Raw genomic sequence first — 19,637 nt, forward strand, 5'->3', positions numbered from 1 at the left:
GCGAGCAAGCCCGCTCCCACAGGATTGGGTGTGAATCGGATATCAGAGCTGATCGAAATCCAGCACCACCTTGTCGCTGATCGGGAACGCCTGGCACGACAGCACGTAGCCGGCGGCCACTTCGTAGTCTTCCAGGGCGTGGTTGCTGTCCATTTCCACTTCGCCTTCGATGACCTTGCACTTGCAGGTCGAGCACACGCCGGCCTTGCACGAGTAGGGCAGTTCCGCACCTTGCTCGTTACCGGCGTCGAGAATGCTCTGGCTGTTGCGTGGCAGGTCGAAGGCCAAGGCGCGGCCGTCGCTGATCACGGTGATCTGGCTGACCGCCGCGTCCACTTGACGGGCGGCTTCACGGGCTGCACGTTTTTGCTCACTGCCGGCGGCGGCGAACAGTTCGAAATGGATGCGTTCGGCTGGCATGCCCTTGGCCTTGAGGCTGTCGCGCACGGTCTCGGTCATTTCCTGCGGGCCGCAGATGAACGCGGCATCGAGCGCTTTGACGTCGAGCCAGCGGGTGAACAGTTGCTCGCACTTGTCGGCGTTGATCCGGCCGTTGTACAGGTCGACGTCCTGCTGCTCGCGGCTGAACACGAAGATCAGGTTCAGGCGTTGCAGGTAGCGGTTCTTCAGGTCTTCCAGCTGCTCGCGGAACAGCGCGCCGGAGCTGGAGCGGTTGCCGTACAGCAGGGTGACGCGGCTGTGGGGTTCGGTTTCCAGGGTGGTCTTGATGATCGACAGGATCGGCGTGATCCCGCTGCCCGCGGCCACGGCCAGGTAGTTGCCGTGGCGAGCCGGGTCGAGTTCGACGCAGAAATGCCCGGCCGGTGGCATCACTTCCAGGGTGTGCCCGGCCTTGAGCTGTTCGTTGGCAAACGCCGAAAAGCGTCCACCGACCACACGCTTGACCGCGATACGCAATTCACCGTCGTTGACCCCGGTGCAGATCGAATAGGAGCGGCGTACTTCTTCGCCGTCCAGTCGGGTGCGCATCACCAGGTGCTGGCCCTGGGTGAAATGAAAGCTGTCTTGCAGGTGCTGCGGAATCTCGAAGGCGATGGACACCGCGTCACGGGTCTCGGCGCGCACGTCCTTGATGGTCAGGCTGTGAAATTTGCTCATTGTTGTTCTCCAGCTGGGACGGCCGATTCGCCGCTCAGATGCACTTGAAATAGTCGAACGGTTCCCGGCAATCGATGCAGCGGTACAGCGCCTTGCAGGCGGTGGAGCCGAACTCGCTGAGCACCTCGGTGTGGGCGCTGCCGCATTGCGGGCACACAACCAGCGGGCTTTCGCCGAGCAGGCTGCGCTTGCTGGTGCTGCCCTCGGGCGGCGCGATGCCGTAGGCGCGCAGGCGTTCACGGCCGCTGGCGCTGATCCAGTCGGTGGTCCAGGCCGGGGTCAACTTGCGCTCAAGCTGCGGCGCCTTGAACCCGGCGAGTTCCAGGGCTTCACGGATATCGCTCTCGATCACTTCGGTGGCCGGGCAGCCGGAGTAGGTCGGCGTGACCACTACGTGAAGGTGGCCAGCCTGCCAGTCCAGGTCGCGGACGATGCCCAGGTCAACCACGCTGACCACCGGCACTTCCGGGTCCATGACCTCTGAAAGGATCGCCCAGGCGGCAGCCAGGTCGGTCGGCTCCGCCGGCCGGGCGCCGAGGTCGCTGGCGATCAGCTCACCAGGTTGCATCGGGGTACGCTCGTGGCAGGCACTGCATTTCGGCCAGCAGGATGCCCAGGTGTTCGCTGTGCAGGCCCTTGCGTGCATTCAGGTAGAAATAGCTAGGCGCGGCGGGCACGGGCAGGGTGGCGCTGGCGAAAATTTGCTCGACCTTGGCTTGCCACTGGGCGGCCACGCTGGCGATGTCCGGGGTGATGCCGGCGTCGCACAGCTGTTGTTCGCTGTCGTCGGCGGCGATCAGTTCGACGGTGAAGCGCCAGACCTCGGGAATCGCCGCGAGCATGCGTTTGTGGCTTTCCTCGGTGCCGTCGCCCAGACGCTCGATCCACTCGCCGGAGCGGCGCAGGTGATAGGTCACTTCCTTCACCGCCTTGGCGGCGATCCCGGCGATGCGCTCGTCGCTGGACTGGCTCAGGCCCTGCAACACCGACAAGTGCCAGGCGTCGTAGAGGAACTGCTTGAGCATGGTCACCGCGAAGTCGCCGTTGGGTTGTTCCACCAGCAGCAGATTACGGTAAGCGCGCTCGTCGCGGCGGAACGCCAGGTGATCGGCGTCGCGACCGTCGCCCAGCAGTTCGGCGGCGTACTCCAGCCAGTTGCGCGCCTGGCCCACCAGGTCGAGGCCGACGTTCATCAGTGCCAGCTCTTCTTCCAGTGCCGGGGCCTTGCCGCACCACTGGCACAGGCGTTGTCCCTGGATCAGGGCGCTGTCGCCGAGGCGCAGCAGGTATTCGATCAGATCAGTCTTGTTGTCCATGGTCGACCTCACATGTGCCCGACTTCGGCCGGCAGCTCGTAGAAGCTGGCGTGGCGGTAGACCTTGTCGTCCGACGGGTCGAACAGCGGGTCTTTTTCATCCGGCGACGAGGCAGTGATCAATGCCGAAGGCACCACCCACAGGCTCACGCCTTCGCTGCGACGGGTGTAGAGCTCGCGCGCGTTTTCGATGGCCATGGTGGTGTCGGCGGCATGCACACTGCCGACGTGCTTGTGGTTCAGGCCGTGCTTGCTGCGCACGAAAACTTCGAAGAGGGTCCACTCGGACATTTCAGTTACTCCACATAGAGGCTCTGCAGGAGCGAGCTTGCTCACGATGTACCCGCGAGCACCGCGGGGTGTCAGGCAGCCAGCGTTAACGTTGACGACCATCGCGAGCGAGCTCGCTCCTACAGGGGGTACGGTTGTCTTAGGCGGCGTTCTTGTTTTGTTTTTTGCGGGCGTGGGCGACGGCGGCTTCGCGAACCCAGGCGCCGTCTTCGATCGCCTTGCGGCGGGCGGCGACGCGTTCCTGGTTGCACGGGCCGTTGCCCTTGAGCACTTCGTAGAATTCGTTCCACTGGATTTCGCCGAAGTCGTAGTGGCCGCGCTCGGCGTTCCACTTCAGGTCCGGGTCAGGGCAGGTGCAGCCCAGCAGTTCCAGCTGCGGGATGGTCTGGTCGATGAAGCGCTGGCGCAGTTCGTCGTTGCTCTGGCGCTTGATTTTCCAGGCCATGGACTGGGCGCTGTTCGGCGAGTGTTCATCGCTTGGGCCAAACATCATCAGCGACGGCCACCACAGGCGGTTGATCGCGTCCTGGACCATGTCTTTTTGCGCCTGGTTACCGTGGCGCATCATGGTCAGGAGGATTTCGTAGCCCTGGCGCTGGTGGAAGCTCTCTTCCTTGCAGATGCGGATCATCGCCCGGGAGTACGGGCCGTAGGAGGTGCGCTGCAGCACGACCTGGTTGACGATCGCCGCGCCATCCACCAGCCAGCCCACCGCGCCCATGTCGGCCCAGTTCAGCGTCGGGTAATTGAAGATGCTCGAGTACTTGGCCTTGCCGCTGTGCAGCCTGGCGATTTCCTCATCGCGGTCGGCGCCGAGGGTTTCCATGGCGCTGTACAGGTACAGGCCGTGGCCGGCTTCGTCCTGGATCTTGGCCATCAGTTGCAGTTTGCGTTTGAGCGATGGCGCGCGGGTGACCCAGTTGCCTTCGGGCAGCATGCCGACGATTTCGGAGTGGGCGTGCTGGGAGATCTGCCGGATCAGGGTCTGGCGGTAGGCATCTGGCATCCAGTTCTTGGCTTCGATCTTGATTTCTGAATCGATTTTTTCCTGGAAGGCGCGTTCCTGGTCGGACATTTCCGAGAGGTTCTTGATGCGCTTTACGCCTGTTTCTACGAGCTGTGCGTACATTTTTGAGTTCCCGCCTTGAATCTGTTCTGGGGCATGGGGACTTTATAAGCGATACAGAATTTAATATCAAACACAAAATGACGTGTCGTATTTGTTTTTTGTATCGCTTTGGGTGGATGGTCGCTTTTTGGGGCGGGCCACCTGTGGGAGCGAGCCTGCTCGCGAAGGCGGCCTGACAGCCGACCTGTCTTTTGTTGGCCGCGTACATATCCATTCCTGCGGTAATGGCGGCTGGCGGTTTCGCCCTTACGGCGAGTCACTTTTTTTACAAGCGCCTAAAAAAAGTAACCAAAAAAACGCTCGCCCCGAACGTACGGCCCCTCGCTGAGGCTCGGGGTTCCTTCGCTCCGGTGTCCATCCGGGGGCATTGCCCTCCGGTCGGCTTCGCTTCGACCTACATGCAATGAGTTCGACTGCGTCGAACGGCGCTGCGCGCCCGTCCCCGGATGAACACCTGCGCTCAGCCTGCCGAGGGGGCGGGTGGATCAAGATCAAGAGCTGCAGGCGAGCTAACGCTCGGCCTGATGAGTGGTGAGAAGCGGCGCGGTGTGGGCTGCTCTGCTTTTGCTCTTCTGTGGGAGCGAGCCTGCTCGCGAAGACGGCCTGCCAGCTGACCAAGATCTTGCTGATGCCCACCGTTCAAATTGTGGGAGCGGGCTTGCCCGCGAAGGCGGCCTGCCAGCCGACCAATCTCTCGCAGGCATACCCGGATCAACTGTGGGAGCGAGCCTGCTCGCGAAGACGGCCTGCCAGCTGACCGAAATCTTGCTGATGTACTGAGTACCTGTGGGAGCGAGCTTGCTCGCGATAGCGACCTGCCAGTCGACCAGGAACATCACAGACGAACGCACCCAGCAACCAGGCCGGCCGGTAGGCCGCCTCGGACGCTGTTGCGGTGTACGCCCCCTCGTGAGGCCGAGCGCAGGTTCTGCGCAGTGGGCAACCCGGCATGGATGCCGGGTTAGCCGCCCCCGGCCATGGATGGCCGATGGCGGCGGGCTCTGTAGGAGCGAGCTTGCTCGCGAAAAACCTGAGGGCACCGCGGGGTGCCAGGCTCCCCGCATCATCGTTGACCTCCATCGCGAGCAAGCTCGCTCCTACAGGCTTTTCAAAGTGACCCGCTGTAAGAGCGGAACCATAGGAGGCCGTTACCGCAGAAACGGATATGTACACCCTCAAAAATCCATGCCGTCTGACACAAAGCCTTCGCGAGCAGGCTCGCTCCTACAGGAATAGGGCTCGACTCCAGAGTCGGTAAAGCCCGGCCAAAAAAAAAGCCCCGCAATAAGCGGGGCCATAAAAGGTGCAGCAGTCATGCTTTAGGACGTTTATCCAACACGTGGCAAGCCTTGCCTTCCGAGCGTTTGATCGAATGGAAAGGCTGCAAGACAATCCGTGAACTGATCCCGATATACGTCTTGATGTGTTTGCTCAATTCCCCACAAACAGCCTTCTGCTGTTCATCGCTCAGGTGCTGGTGCTCGGCCTTCAACTCGACATGCACATCAACGCTGTCCAGGTTGCCATTGCGATACAGATGGATCTCATAGCACTCGGCGAGTTGTTTGACTTTGAGTACCTGTTCCTCGATCTGTGTCGGAAACACGTTGACCCCGCGGATGATCAGCATGTCGTCGCTGCGTCCGGTGATCTTGTCGATGCGGCGCATCGGTCGTGCCGTACCCGGCAGCAGGCGCGTCAGGTCGCGGGTGCGGTAGCGGATCATCGGCAGGGCTTCTTTGCTCAGGGAGGTGAACACCAGTTCGCCCATCTGGCCGTCCGGCAAAACCTCGCCAGTGACCGGGTCGATGATTTCCGGGTAGAAGTGGTCCTCCCAGATGGTCGGGCCGTCTTTGGTTTCGGCACATTCCATGGCGACACCTGGCCCCATGATTTCCGACAGGCCGTAGATGTCCAGGGCGGTGATGCCCAGGCGCGCTTCGATGGCGCTGCGCAGTTCGGCGGTCCAGGGTTCGGCGCCGAAGATGCCCAGGCGCAGGGCCAGTTTGTGCGGGTCGATGCCCTGGCGCTCGATTTCGTCGGCGATGTTGAGCATGTACGACGGCGTGACCATGATGATGTCCGGCTGGAAATCCTTGATCAGTTGCACTTGTTTTTCGGTCTGGCCGCCGGACATCGGGATCACCGTGCAGCCGAGGCGTTCGGCGCCGTAGTGGGCGCCGAGGCCGCCGGTGAACAGGCCGTAGCCATAGGAGATGTGCACCTTGTCGCCACGGCGGCCACCGGCGGCGCGGATCGAGCGGGCCACCACGTTGGCCCAGGTGTCGATGTCGTTCTGGGTGTAGCCGACCACGGTCGGTTTGCCGGTGGTGCCGCTGGACGCGTGCAGGCGCACGATGTCGTTCATCGGCACGGCAAACATGCCGTAGGGGTAGTTGTCGCGCAGGTCGGACTTGGTGGTGAAGGGAAATTTCGCCAGGTCGTCGAGGGACTTGATGTCGTCCGGGTGCACGCCCAGCGCATCGAAACGCTGACGGTACAGCGGCACGTTGTTGTAGGCGTGGTTCAGGCTCCAGCGCAGGCGCTCGAGCTGATGCTGGCGCAGTTCGTCGATGCTGGCGGTTTCCAGCGGGTCCAGCACAGGGTTCAGCACGGCTTGGGCAATTGGCATGTTCATGTGTTCACTCGAATTGTTTTTGTGTTCCAGCCCTTTTGCACAAGGGCTTTGAGTGCATGCCCCAAGGATACCTCTCGGCTCCTCGGGAATCGCGATTCTTTAGTGGGGTAGACGCTCGATGATCAGCGCGATCCCCTGGCCGACGCCGATGCACATGGTGCACAGGGCGTAGCGGCCGTTACGTTCCTCAAGCTCATGCAGGGCGGTGGTCACCAGTCGCGCGCCGCTCATGCCCAACGGGTGGCCGAGGGCGATGGCGCCGCCGTTGGGGTTGACCCTCGGATCGGTGTCGCTCAAGCCAAGCTCGCGCAGCACCGCCAGACTCTGTGCGGCAAACGCTTCGTTGAGCTCGATCACGTCCATGTCGGCCAGGCCCAGATTGGCCACTTCCAGCACCTTGCGCGTAGCCGGGACCGGGCCGATGCCCATGATCCGTGGTTCGACGCCGGCGGTGGCCATGGCCACGACCCGGCCACGGGCGGTCAGGCCGTGGCGCTTGGCGACTTGCGGGCTGGCCAGCAGCAGCGCGCAGGCGCCGTCGTTGACCCCGGAGGCGTTGCCGGCGGTGATGCTGCCGCCTTCGCGGAACGGCGTGCCGAGTTTGGCCAGCTGTTCGAGCGTGGTGTCGCCGCGTGGATGTTCGTCGTGCTCGACCACTTTGGCCGGGCCTTTGCGCTGCGGGATTTCCACGGCGACGATTTCCTTCGCCAGGCGCCCATTGGCCTGGGCGGCCGCTGCACGCTGCTGGCTGCGCAGGGCGAAGGCGTCCTGGTCGGCCCGGGAGATGTTGAACTGTTCGGCGACGTTCTCCGCGGTTTCCGGCATGGAGTCGATGCCGTAGGCCTTTTTCATCAGCGGATTGACGAAGCGCCAGCCGATGGTGGTGTCGAAGATTTCCGCCGAACGGGAAAATGCCTGCTCGGCCTTGCCCATTACCAGCGGCGCGCGGGACATCGATTCGACGCCGCCGACCAGCATCAACCCGGTTTCGCCGCTGCGAATCGCCCGGGCGGCGGTGCCGATGGCATCCAGCCCGGAGCCACACAGCCTATTGAGCGTGGTGCCGGGTACGCTGACCGGCAATCCGGCCAGCAGGGCCGACATGCGCGCGACGTTGCGGTTGTCTTCGCCGGCCTGGTTGGCGCAGCCGTAGATCACGTCGTCGACTGTGCTCCAGTCGACTTGCGGGTGGCGGCGCAGCAGTTCGCGCAGCGGCACCGCACCGAGGTCGTCGGCGCGCACGCTGCTCAGGACTCCGGCGTAGCGGCCTATCGGGGTGCGGACGGCATCGATGATCAGGGCGTCATTCATTAGGGGTCTCCTGCGTCAGCACCGGGCCGCGCACTTTGTAGGATTTGCCATGGAACAGGGCGATCAACTGGCCCTGCTGGTTTTCGATGCGTACGTCGTAGTTGCCGGTGCGCCCGGAGCGGCTCTGCTCGATGCAGTCGGCGTTCAGCGTGTCACCCAGACGGGCCGGGGCGATGTAGTCGATGCTGCAACCGATGGCCACGGTGGCTTCGTTGTAGCTGTTGCAGGCAAAGGCGAACGCCGAATCGGCGAGGGCGAACAGGTAGCCGCCGTGGCAGGTGCCGTGGCCCTGGACCATGTCGGCGCGCACGGTCATGCCGACCCGGGCGCAACCGGGGCCGGCCGAGAGCAGACGCATGCCCATGGCCTGGCTGGCGGCGTCGCGCTGGAACAGCGACTGCGCGCATTCACTGGCCAGGGTCATGGCTTCGTGGTTAGTCATGGAAGTTTCTCCCTTCGGCGACGCGACGGCGCAGCAGCAGCGACGGCCGGTAGCGTTCTTCGCCGTAACTGGCTTGCAGGTTTTCCAGCGTTTGAAGAATGTGCGACAGGCCAATGGCATCGGCCCAGGCCAGCGGCCCTTGCGGATAATTGACCCCGGCGCGCATGGCCAGATCGATATCGGCGGCCGACGCGACGCCCTGTAGCAGGGCATCGGCGGCTTCGTTGGCGAGCATCGCCACGGTGCGCAGGACGGCGAGGGCCGGGCTGTCGCTGAGCAGGCTGACCTTGAGGCCGGCCCGTTGCAGCAGGGCCACGCCTTGTTCGAGGGCCTGCGGATCGATGCCTGCCGCATGGCTGATGGCGATGCGTTTGGCATTGGCGTAATCGAACGCCAGATCCAGCAGGATCAGGTTGCGCAGCCCGTCTTCGCGAGCCCGCTGGCAGGCCATGCGCCCATCGCTCAAGGCCAGCACGGCGTCACCGACCCGCAGCAAGCCTTGACCATCACGCTGGACGATCTCGACGCCTTGTTCATGCAAGCGTGCGAGCAAACCTTGAGCAATACCGAGGTCGCCTTCCACGGCACAGACCTCGACTTTCGCATCGCTGCTGATTTCAGCCGCTTGCGGGCGTTCCGCGCCTTGGGCGTAGCTGTAAAAGCCCTGGCCGCTCTTGCGTCCCAGGCGGCCGCCGTCCACCAGTTCTTTCTGGATCAGCGAAGGCAGGAAACGCGTGTCCTGGTAATAAGCGTCGAACACCGAACAAGTCACGGCGTAGTTGACGTCGTGGCCGATCAGATCGGTCAACTCGAACGCGCCCATGGCAAAGCCGCCGGCTTCGCGCATCAGCACATCCAGGGTCGGGCAGTCGGCCGCGCCTTCCTGCAGCATCCGCAGGCTTTCGGCATAGAACGGCCGGGCCACGCGGTTGACGATGAAGCCCGGCGTGGAGCGGGTATGCACCGGTTTTTTGCCCCAGGCCTTGGCGGTGTCGTACAGGCACTCAGCCAGGACGGGATTGCTGGCCAGGCCGGAAACGATTTCCACCAACGCCATGACCGGCGCCGGGTTGAAGAAGTGCAGGCCGAGCAAGCGTTCTGGATGTTCAAGCTGCGCGGCGATGCTGGTGATCGACAGCGACGAGGTGTTGCTGGCGAGAATGCAGTGCTCGCCGCAGATGCCTTCGAGCTGACGGAACAGTGCCCGCTTGACCTCGAGGTTCTCGACGATGGCCTCGATGATCAGCTCGCAATCGGCCAGGACTTCGATGGCTTCCACCGCTTGCAGGCGGGCAATGGTTGCGCTGCGTGACTCGGCGGACAGCTTGCCGCTTTCGACTCGTTTGCCCAGTTGTCGATCGATGCCTTCGATGGCCTGGGCGGCGGCACCGGGACGGTTGTCCAGCAGCAACACCGGATGGCCGGCTTGCGCGGCGACCTGGGCGATGCCGGCGCCCATGGCCCCGGCGCCGATCACGGCGATGCGTGCAGAGGTGTTCAATGCGGTCATGACTCAGCGCCCCTTGAAGCTTGGGGTGCGTTTTTCCATGAAGGCGCCGACGCCTTCGCGATAGTCCTCGCTACGCCCGGCCAGACGTTGCAGGTCGCGCTCCAGTTCCAGCTGTTCGTCGAAGCTGTTGCTCAGGCTGGCGTTGAGGCTGCGTTTGATCAGCGCCAGGCCGTAGGTGGGTTGAGTGGCGAGGTGGCGCGCCAGTTTCAGCGCTTCGTCGCGCAGGTCGGCGTCGTCCACGCACTGGTAGATCAAGCCCCATTGTTCGGCCTGTTCGGCGCTCAGGCGATTGCCAAGCAAGGCCAAAGCCTTGGCTCGGGCCATGCCGACCAGGCGCGGCAAGGTCCAGGTGCCACCGGAATCGGGAATCAGGCCGATCTTGCAGAACGCCTGGATGAAACTGGCCGAACGCGCCGCCAGCACCAGGTCGCAGGCCAGCGGAATGTTGGCGCCGGCACCGGCGGCGACGCCGTTGACCGCGCAGATCACCGGCAGCGGCAGGTCGCGCAACTGGCGGATCAGCGGGTTGTAGAACTTCTCGATGGACTCGCCAAGATCCGGCACGGCGCTGCCCGGCGCGACATTGCGGTCGCTCAGGTCCTGCCCGGCGCAGAAGCCGCGACCTTCACCGGTCAGCAGTAGAACGCGCACGTCCGGGTTCTGCCGCACTTGCTTGAGTGCTTCTTTCACTTCGCCGTGCATCTGGGTGTTGAAGCTGTTGAGCTGGTCTGGCCGGTTGAGGCTGAGCAGGGCGACGCCGGCGTCGATGGAAAACAGGATGTGTTCGAAGTTCATGGTCTGGGCGTTCTCTTGGCAGTCGTTCGAATTCGTTTAATTACTGGCCGGTGAAGGTCGGCGCGCGTTTTTCCTGGAAGGCCGCAATGCCTTCGTCGCGGTCGCGGGTGCCGGCCAGCACGGTGAAGGCGTGGCGCTCGAAGCGCAGGCCGCTGGCCAGGTCGGTGTCCATGGCCTTGAGCAGCGCTTCCTTGGCCAGGCGTACGGCCAGTGGCGCCTTGGTCGCAATGCTGCGGGCGATGTGCAGGGCGCGATCGACGGTGAACTCCGGTTGGGTGATTTCGCTGACCAGGCCGGCGCGTTGGGCCTGGCGGGCGTCGATCGGCTCGCCGGTGAGGACCATCTGCATGGCCATGGATTTGCCAACGGCGTGCAGCAATCGCTGGGTGCCGCCAGCGCCGGGCATGATCCCGAGGTTGATTTCCGGCTGGCCGAAGCGCGCGTCTTCCCCGGCAATGATGATGTCGGCGTGCATCGCCAGTTCGCAGCCACCGCCGAGGGCGAAGCCGTTGACCGCGGCGATCAGCGGTTTGTTGAAACGGGTGATGGTTTGCCACGAGGCCTGGCGCGGGTCGTCGAGGATGCCGACCAGGTTGCGTTCGGCCATTTCCTTGATGTCGGCGCCGGCGGCGAAGGCCTTGCGGCCGCCGGTGAGGACCACGGCGCGGGTGTCGGGGTCGGCTTGTGCTGCGTTCAGTTCAGCGGCCAGTTCGCCCAGCAACTCGGTGGTCAAGGCATTCAGGGCTTGCGGGCGCTGCAGGGTAATCAGGCGGACGCCAGGCTCGATCAATTCGACGGCAAGGGTCAGAGGCATGGCGGATGCCCTCAGGGTGCACGCTCGGCGTGGTGCCGGCTCGTTATTGGATCGGCCTCAGGGGCCGGTTTTGCCCAAGTATAGCTGCAACGTGATACGCAAATGCAATACAAAATAGATTTAATGTGTCTTAATTGTGTGGCTTTCGATTTTTAGTCTTCCTGGTGGAAGGGCGCTTTTAACGGGTTTTTCCTTGAATTCATTGGGTTTTATAGCGTTTTTATGGGCGCGTTGGTCTTCGTCGGAAAGGGGCGTTTCAAGTGATACGGTTTTTAGTCTTTGTGCTGTTAAAAGTGATGTGATACAAAATAGATCATTATTTGCATCGCTTTGCGAAGGAACCTGCCATGACCTGCTACAGCCTTGATGGCCTGACTCCGGTGGTTGACCCGAGCGCTTATGTGCACCCGTCTGCCGTATTGATCGGCGACGTGATCATTGGCCCGCATTGTTATGTCGGTCCGTTGGCCAGCCTGCGCGGGGACTTCGGGCGGATCGTGCTGGAGGAGGGCGCCAACCTGCAGGACACCTGTGTGATGCACGGTTTCCCCGACAGCGACACGGTGGTGGAGCGCAACGGCCACATCGGCCACGGCGCGGTGCTGCACGGATGCCGGATCGGCGCCGATGCGCTGGTGGGCATGAATGCGGTGGTGATGGACAACGCCCGGATCGGCCCGCGTTCCTTCGTGTCGGCGGCGGCGTTCGTCAAGGCCGGTTTCGAATGCCCGGAACAGTCGCTGGTCATGGGCGCACCGGCCAGCATCAAGCGCAGCCTCAGCGATCAGGAAGTGGCGTGGAAACAGGCCGGCACCCGGGAGTATCAGCAACTGGCCCAGCGTTGCCTCGAGCAGATGCAGGTGTGCGAACCGCTGAGCGAACTGGAACCGGATCGCCCGCGTATCAGCGACAGTGGCCTGCGGCCAAAAGGCAGTGTCTCGTGAACACAGGCCCCCTGTGGGAGCGGGCTTGCTCGCGAAAGCGGAGTGTCAGACGACAAATTTATCGACTGACATACCGCCTTCGCGAGCAAGCCCGCTCCCACAAGGGATTGGGATTAACCCCCTAGCTTTCGGTATATTCCTTTTCTTTTTTTGCACGGAACGCCCATGTCGTCCCTGACTCCCTTGAACCACCTGATTACCCGCTTCCAGGAGCAGACGCCGATCCGCGCCAGTTCCTTGATCATCACGTTGTACGGGGATGCCATCGAACCCCATGGCGGCACCGTGTGGCTGGGCAGCCTGATTCAGTTGCTCGAACCCATCGGCATCAACGAACGGCTGATCCGCACTTCGATTTTTCGCCTGACCAAGGAAGGCTGGCTGACCGCCGAGAAAGTCGGTCGCCGCAGTTACTACAGCCTGACGGGCACCGGTCGTCGCCGTTTCGACAAGGCCTTCAAGCGGGTCTACAGCACCACGATGCCGGCCTGGGATGGTTCCTGGTGCCTGGTGATGCTCTCGCAACTGACCCAGGACAAACGCAAACAGGTGCGCGAGGAACTGGAATGGCAAGGCTTCGGCGCGATTTCGCCGGTGGTGCTGGCCTGTCCGCGCAGCGACCGGTCCGACGTCAACGCGACCCTGCTCGACCTCGGCGCCCAGGAGGACACCATCGTCTTCGAAACCACCGCCCAGGACGTCCTGGCCTCCAAGGCCCTGCGCCTGCAGGTACGCGAGAGCTGGAACATCGAGGAGCTGGCCGCGCACTACAGCGAGTTCATCCAGTTGTTCCGGCCGCTGTGGCAAGCCCTGCGCGAGCAGGAAAACCTGCAACCGGCCGACTGCTTCCTGGCGCGGGTGCTGTTGATTCACGAGTACCGCAAGCTGCTGCTGCGCGACCCGCAACTGCCGGACGAGTTGCTGCCCGGCGACTGGGAAGGCCGCGCCGCCCGCCAGTTGTGCCGCAACATTTACCGTTTGATCTACGCCAAGGCCGAAGAATGGCTCAACGCTGCGCTGGAAACGGCCGACGGCCCGTTGCCGGATGTCGGTGAAAGCTTCTATCGGCGTTTTGGCGGACTGAAGTAGCACGTCATTGTTCAGGGAGTGGTGCGGTTCAGGAGACTCGAAGCATCCGGTGTCGTGTGGATTGACGTAGACAATAAAAATAAGCCTGCGTGAGGCCTGACATGATTTCTACAACAGCACAGCGCCAGGATGGATTCGACCAGTGGATCCATCAGATCAACCAGATCTGTGGCGCCTTCAACGCACAACCCCTGGGCAGCGAATTTGCCGGGCGCATCCGCGAATACCAGAGCGATGCGCTCAAACTCAGTTTCGTCGACGTGTGCCAGGCGCGTTTGTACCGGACGCCCCAGGAAGTCGCGGCGGGCGAGGGCGGCAAGTATTTCGCGGTGTTCCAGCTCGAGGGCACGGCGGGCATGGCCCAGGGCGACGACAAGGTCTTGCTGTCCCCCGGCGATATCACGCTGATCGATGCCTCGCGCCCCAGCGATTTCACCTACGGCGAAAACTCCCGGCAGTTGTCGCTGATCCTGCCGTATCAACTGGTCGAGCAGACCCTGCGCTTCAACCCGGTCAAGTGCGGCCACCGGATTGCCGCGACCTCACCCATCGCCATGCTCTCGCACCGGCTGATCCTCGACGCCACCCGCCAGCAGCACCTGACCCGCCAGGAAAGCGAAGCGACCCTGGAGGCGATCGTCAGCCTGCTGCGCCCGGCGATCAGCCAGGTTGACGATTGCACCGATGCCCATGAGCGGCTCTTGCGCAAGACGCTCACCTGCATCGACGAAAACATTCGCTCCGAAGACCTGTGCCCGGAATGGCTGGCGCGGGAAGTCGGCATGTCCACCCGCGGCCTGTACCGGATGTTTGCCAAGAAGGGGTTGGTGGTGGCGCGCTACATCAAGAACCGACGCCTGGACCTGTGCGCCGAATCCCTGCGCCAATCGGGCAAGGAGCAGAAGTTGTCGGTGCTGGGGTATTCGTGGGGGTTTTCTGATTCGAGCTACTTCTCCACCGCGTTCAAGTCGCGCTTCGGCATTGCGCCGGGGGAGTATCGCAAGCGGTATGCCTGATCGGTTGAACACCGGTCAACCCTGTAGGAGCGAGCTTGCTCGCGATGGTCGTCAACGATAACGCGCGAATTCTGGAGAAACGCGGTGTCTTTGAGATCTTCGCGAGCAGGCTCGCTCCTACAGGTATTGCATACGACCTGTTTACTTTGGTGCGCTGAGGTTCAAGGTCGGCGTTTCATCGAAGAAGTTCCATGGCTTGAGCAGCACATGCACCCACTCGGTCGGCATGATCGGCCATTCCTCGGCGCGGGCGATGTGGGTGGTGCCGGTGGTCAGCCAGACCACGTCGTCGGTGTTCTCGATGGAGTGGTTGTCCTGGGTGAACTGCCCCAGGCCCGAGTCCTTGTCCGAGCGGTTTGGGTACTTGCCTTCCGGGTATTTTTCCTCGGGGTTGTATTGGGTCACCCACAGCTGCTTGTCCATGAAGCTCAGGCGGTGATAGAGCCATTCGTCCTTGCCGAAGTTGGCACCCTTGGCCACTGGGTGGGTGCCGCCGGCGTACGGAATCAACTGATAGGAAACCGGGTTGCCGACCTTGTTCTCCTTGCTGAAGTTGGTCAGCAGGCGCACGGTCGACGGGTCGAATTTCTGCGCCGCCTGTTGCTCGGTGCCGACTACCTGGGTTTCGGTCTGCATGGTGCTGGTGCGCGGGCCGCCACGGTCGTTGGGCTGCACCACCGGGTTCACTTCCACCAGTGAGTTCTGCTCGCCGTCCACGTCCATGTCGAGGCGGAAGTTGTAGATGTGCTGGTGCGTGGTGCCGACGATGTTGTGATCGAGCAGGGTGCCGTAGCGCGTGTCTTCCCTGGCGGTGTCTTCGTGCATGGTTTTGGACTTCACGCCCTTGACCGCTTCGATGCCGGTGGCGCCGGCGTCGATGCCGATGGTGCCGTTCTGCTGGAAGACCCAGTCGAAGATGTAGTCGTAGTTGCCCACGGTGCTGATCCAGCGCACCACCAGTTCACGGCGCTCGGTGCTGAGGTTGGGCTGGCCCATTTCCTGGTGTTTGTATTCCGGCCCGGCGTAGCGTTCGAACACCGCCATGGCACGGGGGATCGCGGTCGGTGCGCCGGTGTAGTCGGCGATGGTGGCGTCCAGCAGCACGGCGTTTTGCGGGGCGTCCTTGCCGCGGGCGATCGGCGAGGTCAGGGTGCCCATGCCGTAGTCGCCGGAGTCGAGGTAGGCCTTGAAGTACCAGCCGATGTCCGGGTCGCCGTAAGGCACGATCATGCCGCCCAGCGAGCCTTCGTACATGATCTTGCGTTTCTTGCCCTTGTCGTCGTAGGTGACGGTGGACAGGATCGGGCCGACCCGCGAATCGAGGCGAACGTGGAAGTCCCAGTTCTGCCAGTGAATGCTGTTGCCGCTGATGGTGTAGTTCTTGCCCTCGGGCTCGATGATTTCCAGCGGCTTGACTGCGACACCCTGGCGTCCGCGCCCGTCATACGGCGTCGGTTTCATCGGCACCGGAATGAGCGCGTCGTCTTCGATCTTGATCAGCTTCTTCTGTTCCAGGTCGACAATCGCCACCAGGCCCTCGATCGGGTGCGCCCAGTAGTTGCCGTCACCGGTGTTGAGGTAGCTGACGATTTTCAGCAGGCGCTTGTCCTGCGCCAGGCCGTCCTTGCCGTCGAAGTAACCGACGGTCAGGGGCGTCGCCACGACCTTCTTCACGTCGTTGATACCGCGCTTGGCCAGGGCCTGGGCGTATTCCGGGCTGCTCTCGACGGCCGATTGCACCGTTGCGAAGTCGTCCAGCAAGACCATGCCGTGGGCGCCTTCGATCGGCTTCCAGGACTTGAGAGTCTTAGTGTCGAGATCCACCAGCGCTTCGATCACGTGTTTGCCGTCGAGCACCACGATCGAGGCCTCGCGTGGCTGGGCGACGTTCTGCCCGGTGAGGGCGAAGTTCCATACCTGATCCTTGGGCGGCGCCTTGACCGAGACTTCGGTGAAACGGAAACCGGGCTTGTAGTTGTCCGATTTCTTGACGATGTCCACGGCCGTGGTGATTTCGGCGGCGCTCAGGGGATTGAGCGGGTTGGGGCGGGTCTCGACGACGAAGGTCTTGTCCAGCCCGGACTGGAACACCTGGTTGATGAAGTCGGTGGACATGAACGCCTTATGGTCCTTGAACACCACCGGCACCGTCAGCTCGATGCGCTTGCCGTTGAGCATGGCCACTTTGCTGTCGGGCTTGACCTTGAGATAGACCCCGTCCTTGGCAATGGTGAACAGGTTGGCGTAGTCGTCCCATTTCACCGTGGCACCAAAGGCCTCCAGACCCTCTTGCAGCGGCACCATGTCGGCATGACCGCCATGGGCCTGGGCATTGCCCGCCCAGTAAGGCAGGCCGAGCGTGCCCAGCGTGATAGCCAGGGCGAGACGGGCCAGCGGTTTTCTGTTTCGCAATGCAAGGGAGGTGAACATTCTGGGTTCCTTCGGAAAAGCCGATAACAGCCATGCCTGCACTTTGCTACAGCCGGTGAATGGCTGCATTGGGATTCCTGCCAAAAACCTTTGGATCTGTGCCTGATTGAGCGTAGTCGGGCGGATTCTGACTGTTTTGCTATAGGTCGTCGTACAACAATGAAGGGTCGATGACCCCCTTTCAAAACTGACAAGGGAGCAAGCGACGCGTCGCGGTACCTGTGTCCAGGAGCCTGTTTTACGGGTTTATTCGATTATATGTCGCATTTTCAGGGCGGTCAGGCCGTTCAGGTCTAAGGAGTTTTCTTGTTGACAGTGGCCCATGGGACTGGCTATAAATCGCTTAAGTCATACGACGACATATGACATGAGCATCCAAACTAAAAATAAAAAGAGTGTCGACCCCCAACATGAATCCAATCGCCTCCCTCTCGTCCCTGAAGTGCCCGTGTTCAGCCATTGGCTTGTACGCCTACACACCCTTGCGCCCGTTACCTGTGACAACCCGTCACTGATTCGCGTGAGAAACGCAGGCTGAGCAATCAGTCCCTGTTTTTCTGTGAGTTGTCTGATGAGTTGTCCGAAATCAGTTGGCCCAATCCCTCGGCGGAAAATGGCCCGTTTCGTCGTGGACCGATGCATTGAAGTGAAGCCCGGCGGCCCAATCGATCTCGTTTTACACCGAGAGATCATCACCCAAAATCTACAATAAAGTGATGCCATGAACCTCAACGAGCCCATTACTGCGCAACGCGTCAGCCAGTCTGTCGGTAAATACCGATGGACCATTTGTGCATTGTTGTTTTTTGCAACCACCGTCAATTACCTCGACCGCCAGGTGCTCAGCCTGCTGGCGCCGGAGCTGTCGAGGCAATTTGGCTGGAGCAACACCGATTACGCCAACATTGCCGCGGTCTTCCAGTTCACCTACGCGATTTCCATGCTGTTCGCGGGCCGTGTGGTCGACAAGATCGGCACCAAGGCTGCTTTTGTGGTGGCGATTTGTGTCTGGTCGACCGGCGCCGTCATGCACGCCTTTGCAGAACCCATGGGCGAGGGTATCGCCGCCATCTGTGCCGCGCTGGGTATTGCGGTCATCCCTGTCTCGATCGCCGGCTTCATGCTGTCGCGCGCCGTGCTGGCGGTCGGTGAATCGGCCAACTTTCCGGCCGCAATCAAGGTCACCGCTGAGTATTTTCCGAAGAAAGAACGCTCCTTCGCCACCGGGATCTTCAACTCCGGGGCCAACGTCGGCGCGATCCTGGCACCCATTTCGGTGCCGCTGATTGCTGCCCTGTGGGGCTGGCAGGCAGCGTTCATCGTGATCGGCATGCTGGGCTTTATCTGGATGGGCGTATGGCTGGTGTTGTACGACAAACCGGAGCAGCAGAAGCGCCTGTCGGCGCAGGAACTGGCGCACATTCGCAGTGATTCCCCTGCCAGCGCCGCTGTGCAGACGGGCGTCGGCAAAAAGGTTTCGTGGTTCCAATTGCTGAAATACCGCCAGACCTGGGCGTTCGCCTTCGGCAAGTTCATGACCGACGGTGTGTGGTGGTTCTTTCTGTTCTGGCTTCCTACCTACCTGTCGGAGCAGTACGGCCTCAAAGGCGCAGCAATCGTGGTGCCACTGGCCGTGCTGTACAGCATGACCATGGTGGGCAGTATTGGCGGCGGCTGGTTCCCCAGCTATTTCATGGCACGTGGCGACAAGCCGTATGACGGCCGCATGAAAGCCATGCTGGTGATTGCCGTTTTCCCGTTGGTCGTGCTGTTGGCGCAGCCATTGGGTCACATCAGTGTCTGGGTACCGGTGTTGCTGATTGGTGTGGGCGCGTCGGCGCATCAGGCCTGGTCGGCCAACATCTTCACCACGGTGTCCGACATGTTTCCGCAAAAGACCGTCGCATCCGTGGTCGGCATTGGCGGTATGGCGGGTGGGTTGGGCGGCGTCTTGCTGACCAAGATCGGTGGCTGGGTGTTCGACTACTACAAATCGGTGGGTGAAATCCGTACCGGCTACATGATCATGTTCGCCGTCTGCGCGCTGGCCTATCTGGTGGCGTGGAGTGTGATGAAGATGCTGGTGCCTCGCCACAAGGAAATTACCGACCTGTGAATGACGGCTTCGAGGGCATCTGCCAGGCGGACTAACCCGTCGGATTGAACAAGGCCGCTGAGCAATCAGCGGCCTTTTGCGTTTCGGGCTACAGGGAGCGCGTTTGAGGCGGCAAGCGATTGCTTTGGTTTAATAAGAAGCATTACTATTCACGCCCCGTTTCCACAGCACAGCGCAATGACCCTCAAGCTGCCCCGCAGACACGGCTTTTTCGAGCATTACGAAGAGTTGGTTGGTACCTGGACCCGTCGCCTGAGGAACCGTCAGCAGGCCGAGGACCTGGCCCACGATACCTTTGTGCGGGTGCTTGAGTCCGATTCGGCGCGGGTTGAACAGCCCCGGGCGTATTTGCACCAGACCGCGCGCAACATTGCCGTGGATGGGTATCGGCGTGAGGACCGGCGGGGCGCCATGGAGTCAGAGGCGATCGATCTCAGTGAGTCGCCGAGCGGCGACCCGGAGCATTTCATGCACGCGATCCAGCTGGCTGATTCCATCGAACGGGCGCTCACCGAGCTGCCGGTCAACTGCCGCAAGGTGTTTGTCTGGCAGAAAATCGAGGGCCTGACCCAGGCCGAAATCGCCGAACGCCTGGGGCTGTCCAAGAACATGGTGGAAAAGTATATGATCCGCACGCTTCGGCACCTGCGTGATCGCCTGGACGGGTTGCAGTCATGA

Annotated in this window: 17 protein-coding genes; 5 read left to right on the top strand and 12 right to left on the bottom strand. The window is 62.1% G+C overall.

The features are described 5' to 3' along the window. Window positions 1–42: 42 nt before the first annotated feature. From paaE to paaF, 11 genes are all read right to left on the bottom strand, one after another. Entirely contained in the window at window positions 43–1,119 is a 1,077-nt protein-coding gene (gene paaE, locus BSF40_RS29845; RefSeq protein ID WP_095968044.1) for a 1,2-phenylacetyl-CoA epoxidase subunit PaaE, read from the bottom strand. Window positions 1,120–1,153: 34 nt separating this feature from the next. After that, window positions 1,154–1,687, bottom strand: a complete 534-nt coding sequence (gene paaD / locus BSF40_RS29850) for a 1,2-phenylacetyl-CoA epoxidase subunit PaaD (RefSeq protein ID WP_095968045.1) — start codon at window positions 1,685–1,687, stop codon at window positions 1,154–1,156. Continuing rightward, window positions 1,674–2,435: a 1,2-phenylacetyl-CoA epoxidase subunit PaaC gene (paaC, locus tag BSF40_RS29855; RefSeq protein WP_095968046.1), complete on the bottom strand. Its 762-nt coding sequence runs from the start codon at window positions 2,433–2,435 to the stop codon at window positions 1,674–1,676. The genes paaD and paaC overlap by 14 nt, the downstream gene beginning before the upstream one ends. 8 nt (window positions 2,436–2,443) lie before the next feature. Beyond that, window positions 2,444–2,725 carry a 1,2-phenylacetyl-CoA epoxidase subunit PaaB gene (paaB, locus tag BSF40_RS29860; RefSeq protein WP_007943393.1) on the bottom strand — a complete coding sequence of 94 codons (282 nt, stop codon included), beginning with the start codon at window positions 2,723–2,725 and terminating at the stop codon, window positions 2,444–2,446. A 139-nt stretch (window positions 2,726–2,864) separates the two neighbouring features. Beyond that, window positions 2,865–3,854: a 1,2-phenylacetyl-CoA epoxidase subunit PaaA gene (gene paaA, locus BSF40_RS29865; RefSeq protein ID WP_095968047.1), complete on the bottom strand. Its 990-nt coding sequence runs from the start codon at window positions 3,852–3,854 to the stop codon at window positions 2,865–2,867. 1,312 nt (window positions 3,855–5,166) lie between these two features. Beyond that, window positions 5,167–6,492 carry a phenylacetate--CoA ligase PaaK gene (gene paaK / locus BSF40_RS29880; protein WP_095968049.1) on the bottom strand — a complete coding sequence of 442 codons (1,326 nt, stop codon included), beginning with the start codon at window positions 6,490–6,492 and terminating at the stop codon, window positions 5,167–5,169. Between the two features lie 99 nt (window positions 6,493–6,591). Further along, window positions 6,592–7,803: a 3-oxoadipyl-CoA thiolase gene (gene pcaF, locus BSF40_RS29885; protein WP_095968050.1), complete on the bottom strand. Its 1,212-nt coding sequence runs from the start codon at window positions 7,801–7,803 to the stop codon at window positions 6,592–6,594. Continuing rightward, window positions 7,796–8,245 (bottom strand): hydroxyphenylacetyl-CoA thioesterase PaaI, encoded by a 450-nt coding sequence (gene paaI / locus BSF40_RS29890; protein ID WP_007972024.1) that lies wholly within the window; start codon window positions 8,243–8,245, stop codon window positions 7,796–7,798. The genes pcaF and paaI overlap by 8 nt, the downstream gene beginning before the upstream one ends. Further along, entirely contained in the window at window positions 8,238–9,755 is a 1,518-nt protein-coding gene (gene paaH, locus BSF40_RS29895; protein WP_095968051.1) for a 3-hydroxyacyl-CoA dehydrogenase PaaH, read from the bottom strand. The genes paaI and paaH overlap by 8 nt, the downstream gene beginning before the upstream one ends. 3 nt (window positions 9,756–9,758) lie before the next feature. Then, window positions 9,759–10,550 carry a 2-(1,2-epoxy-1,2-dihydrophenyl)acetyl-CoA isomerase PaaG gene (paaG, locus tag BSF40_RS29900; RefSeq protein ID WP_007972022.1) on the bottom strand — a complete coding sequence of 264 codons (792 nt, stop codon included), beginning with the start codon at window positions 10,548–10,550 and terminating at the stop codon, window positions 9,759–9,761. A 40-nt stretch (window positions 10,551–10,590) separates the two neighbouring features. Continuing rightward, window positions 10,591–11,364 (bottom strand): 2,3-dehydroadipyl-CoA hydratase PaaF, encoded by a 774-nt coding sequence (gene paaF / locus BSF40_RS29905; protein WP_095968052.1) that lies wholly within the window; start codon window positions 11,362–11,364, stop codon window positions 10,591–10,593. 347 nt (window positions 11,365–11,711) lie between these two features. Here paaF and paaY point away from each other — a divergent pair, with 347 nt between their 5' ends. The 3 genes from paaY to feaR all read left to right on the top strand — a co-directional run bounded on the left by paaY (window position 11,712) and on the right by feaR (window position 14,413). Continuing rightward, on the top strand, window positions 11,712–12,308 hold the full coding sequence (paaY, locus tag BSF40_RS29910; protein ID WP_095968053.1) for a phenylacetic acid degradation protein PaaY: 597 nt from the start codon (window positions 11,712–11,714) through the stop codon (window positions 12,306–12,308). Window positions 12,309–12,473: 165 nt separating this feature from the next. Continuing rightward, entirely contained in the window at window positions 12,474–13,397 is a 924-nt protein-coding gene (paaX, locus tag BSF40_RS29915) for a phenylacetic acid degradation operon negative regulatory protein PaaX (RefSeq protein ID WP_007972019.1), read from the top strand. A gap of 101 nt (window positions 13,398–13,498) precedes the next feature. Continuing rightward, window positions 13,499–14,413 (top strand): transcriptional regulator FeaR, encoded by a 915-nt coding sequence (gene feaR, locus BSF40_RS29920; RefSeq protein WP_095968054.1) that lies wholly within the window; start codon window positions 13,499–13,501, stop codon window positions 14,411–14,413. Between the two features lie 141 nt (window positions 14,414–14,554). On the opposite strand, the gene tynA is transcribed toward feaR, so the two are convergent. Continuing rightward, complete coding sequence (tynA, locus tag BSF40_RS29925) at window positions 14,555–16,843, bottom strand: primary-amine oxidase (protein WP_095968055.1); 2,289 nt, start codon at window positions 16,841–16,843, stop codon at window positions 14,555–14,557. Between the two features lie 721 nt (window positions 16,844–17,564). Here tynA and BSF40_RS29930 point away from each other — a divergent pair. Together BSF40_RS29930 and BSF40_RS29935 are read left to right on the top strand one after the other, a co-directional pair. Beyond that, window positions 17,565–18,959 (top strand): MFS transporter, encoded by a 1,395-nt coding sequence (locus tag BSF40_RS29930; protein WP_095968056.1) that lies wholly within the window; start codon window positions 17,565–17,567, stop codon window positions 18,957–18,959. A gap of 177 nt (window positions 18,960–19,136) precedes the next feature. Then, window positions 19,137–19,637: a sigma-70 family RNA polymerase sigma factor gene (locus tag BSF40_RS29935; protein ID WP_015094195.1), complete on the top strand. Its 501-nt coding sequence runs from the start codon at window positions 19,137–19,139 to the stop codon at window positions 19,635–19,637.

The organism is Pseudomonas sp. ACN5, assembly GCF_002303975.1.
Lineage (GTDB): Bacteria > Pseudomonadota > Gammaproteobacteria > Pseudomonadales > Pseudomonadaceae > Aquipseudomonas > Aquipseudomonas laurylsulfatiphila.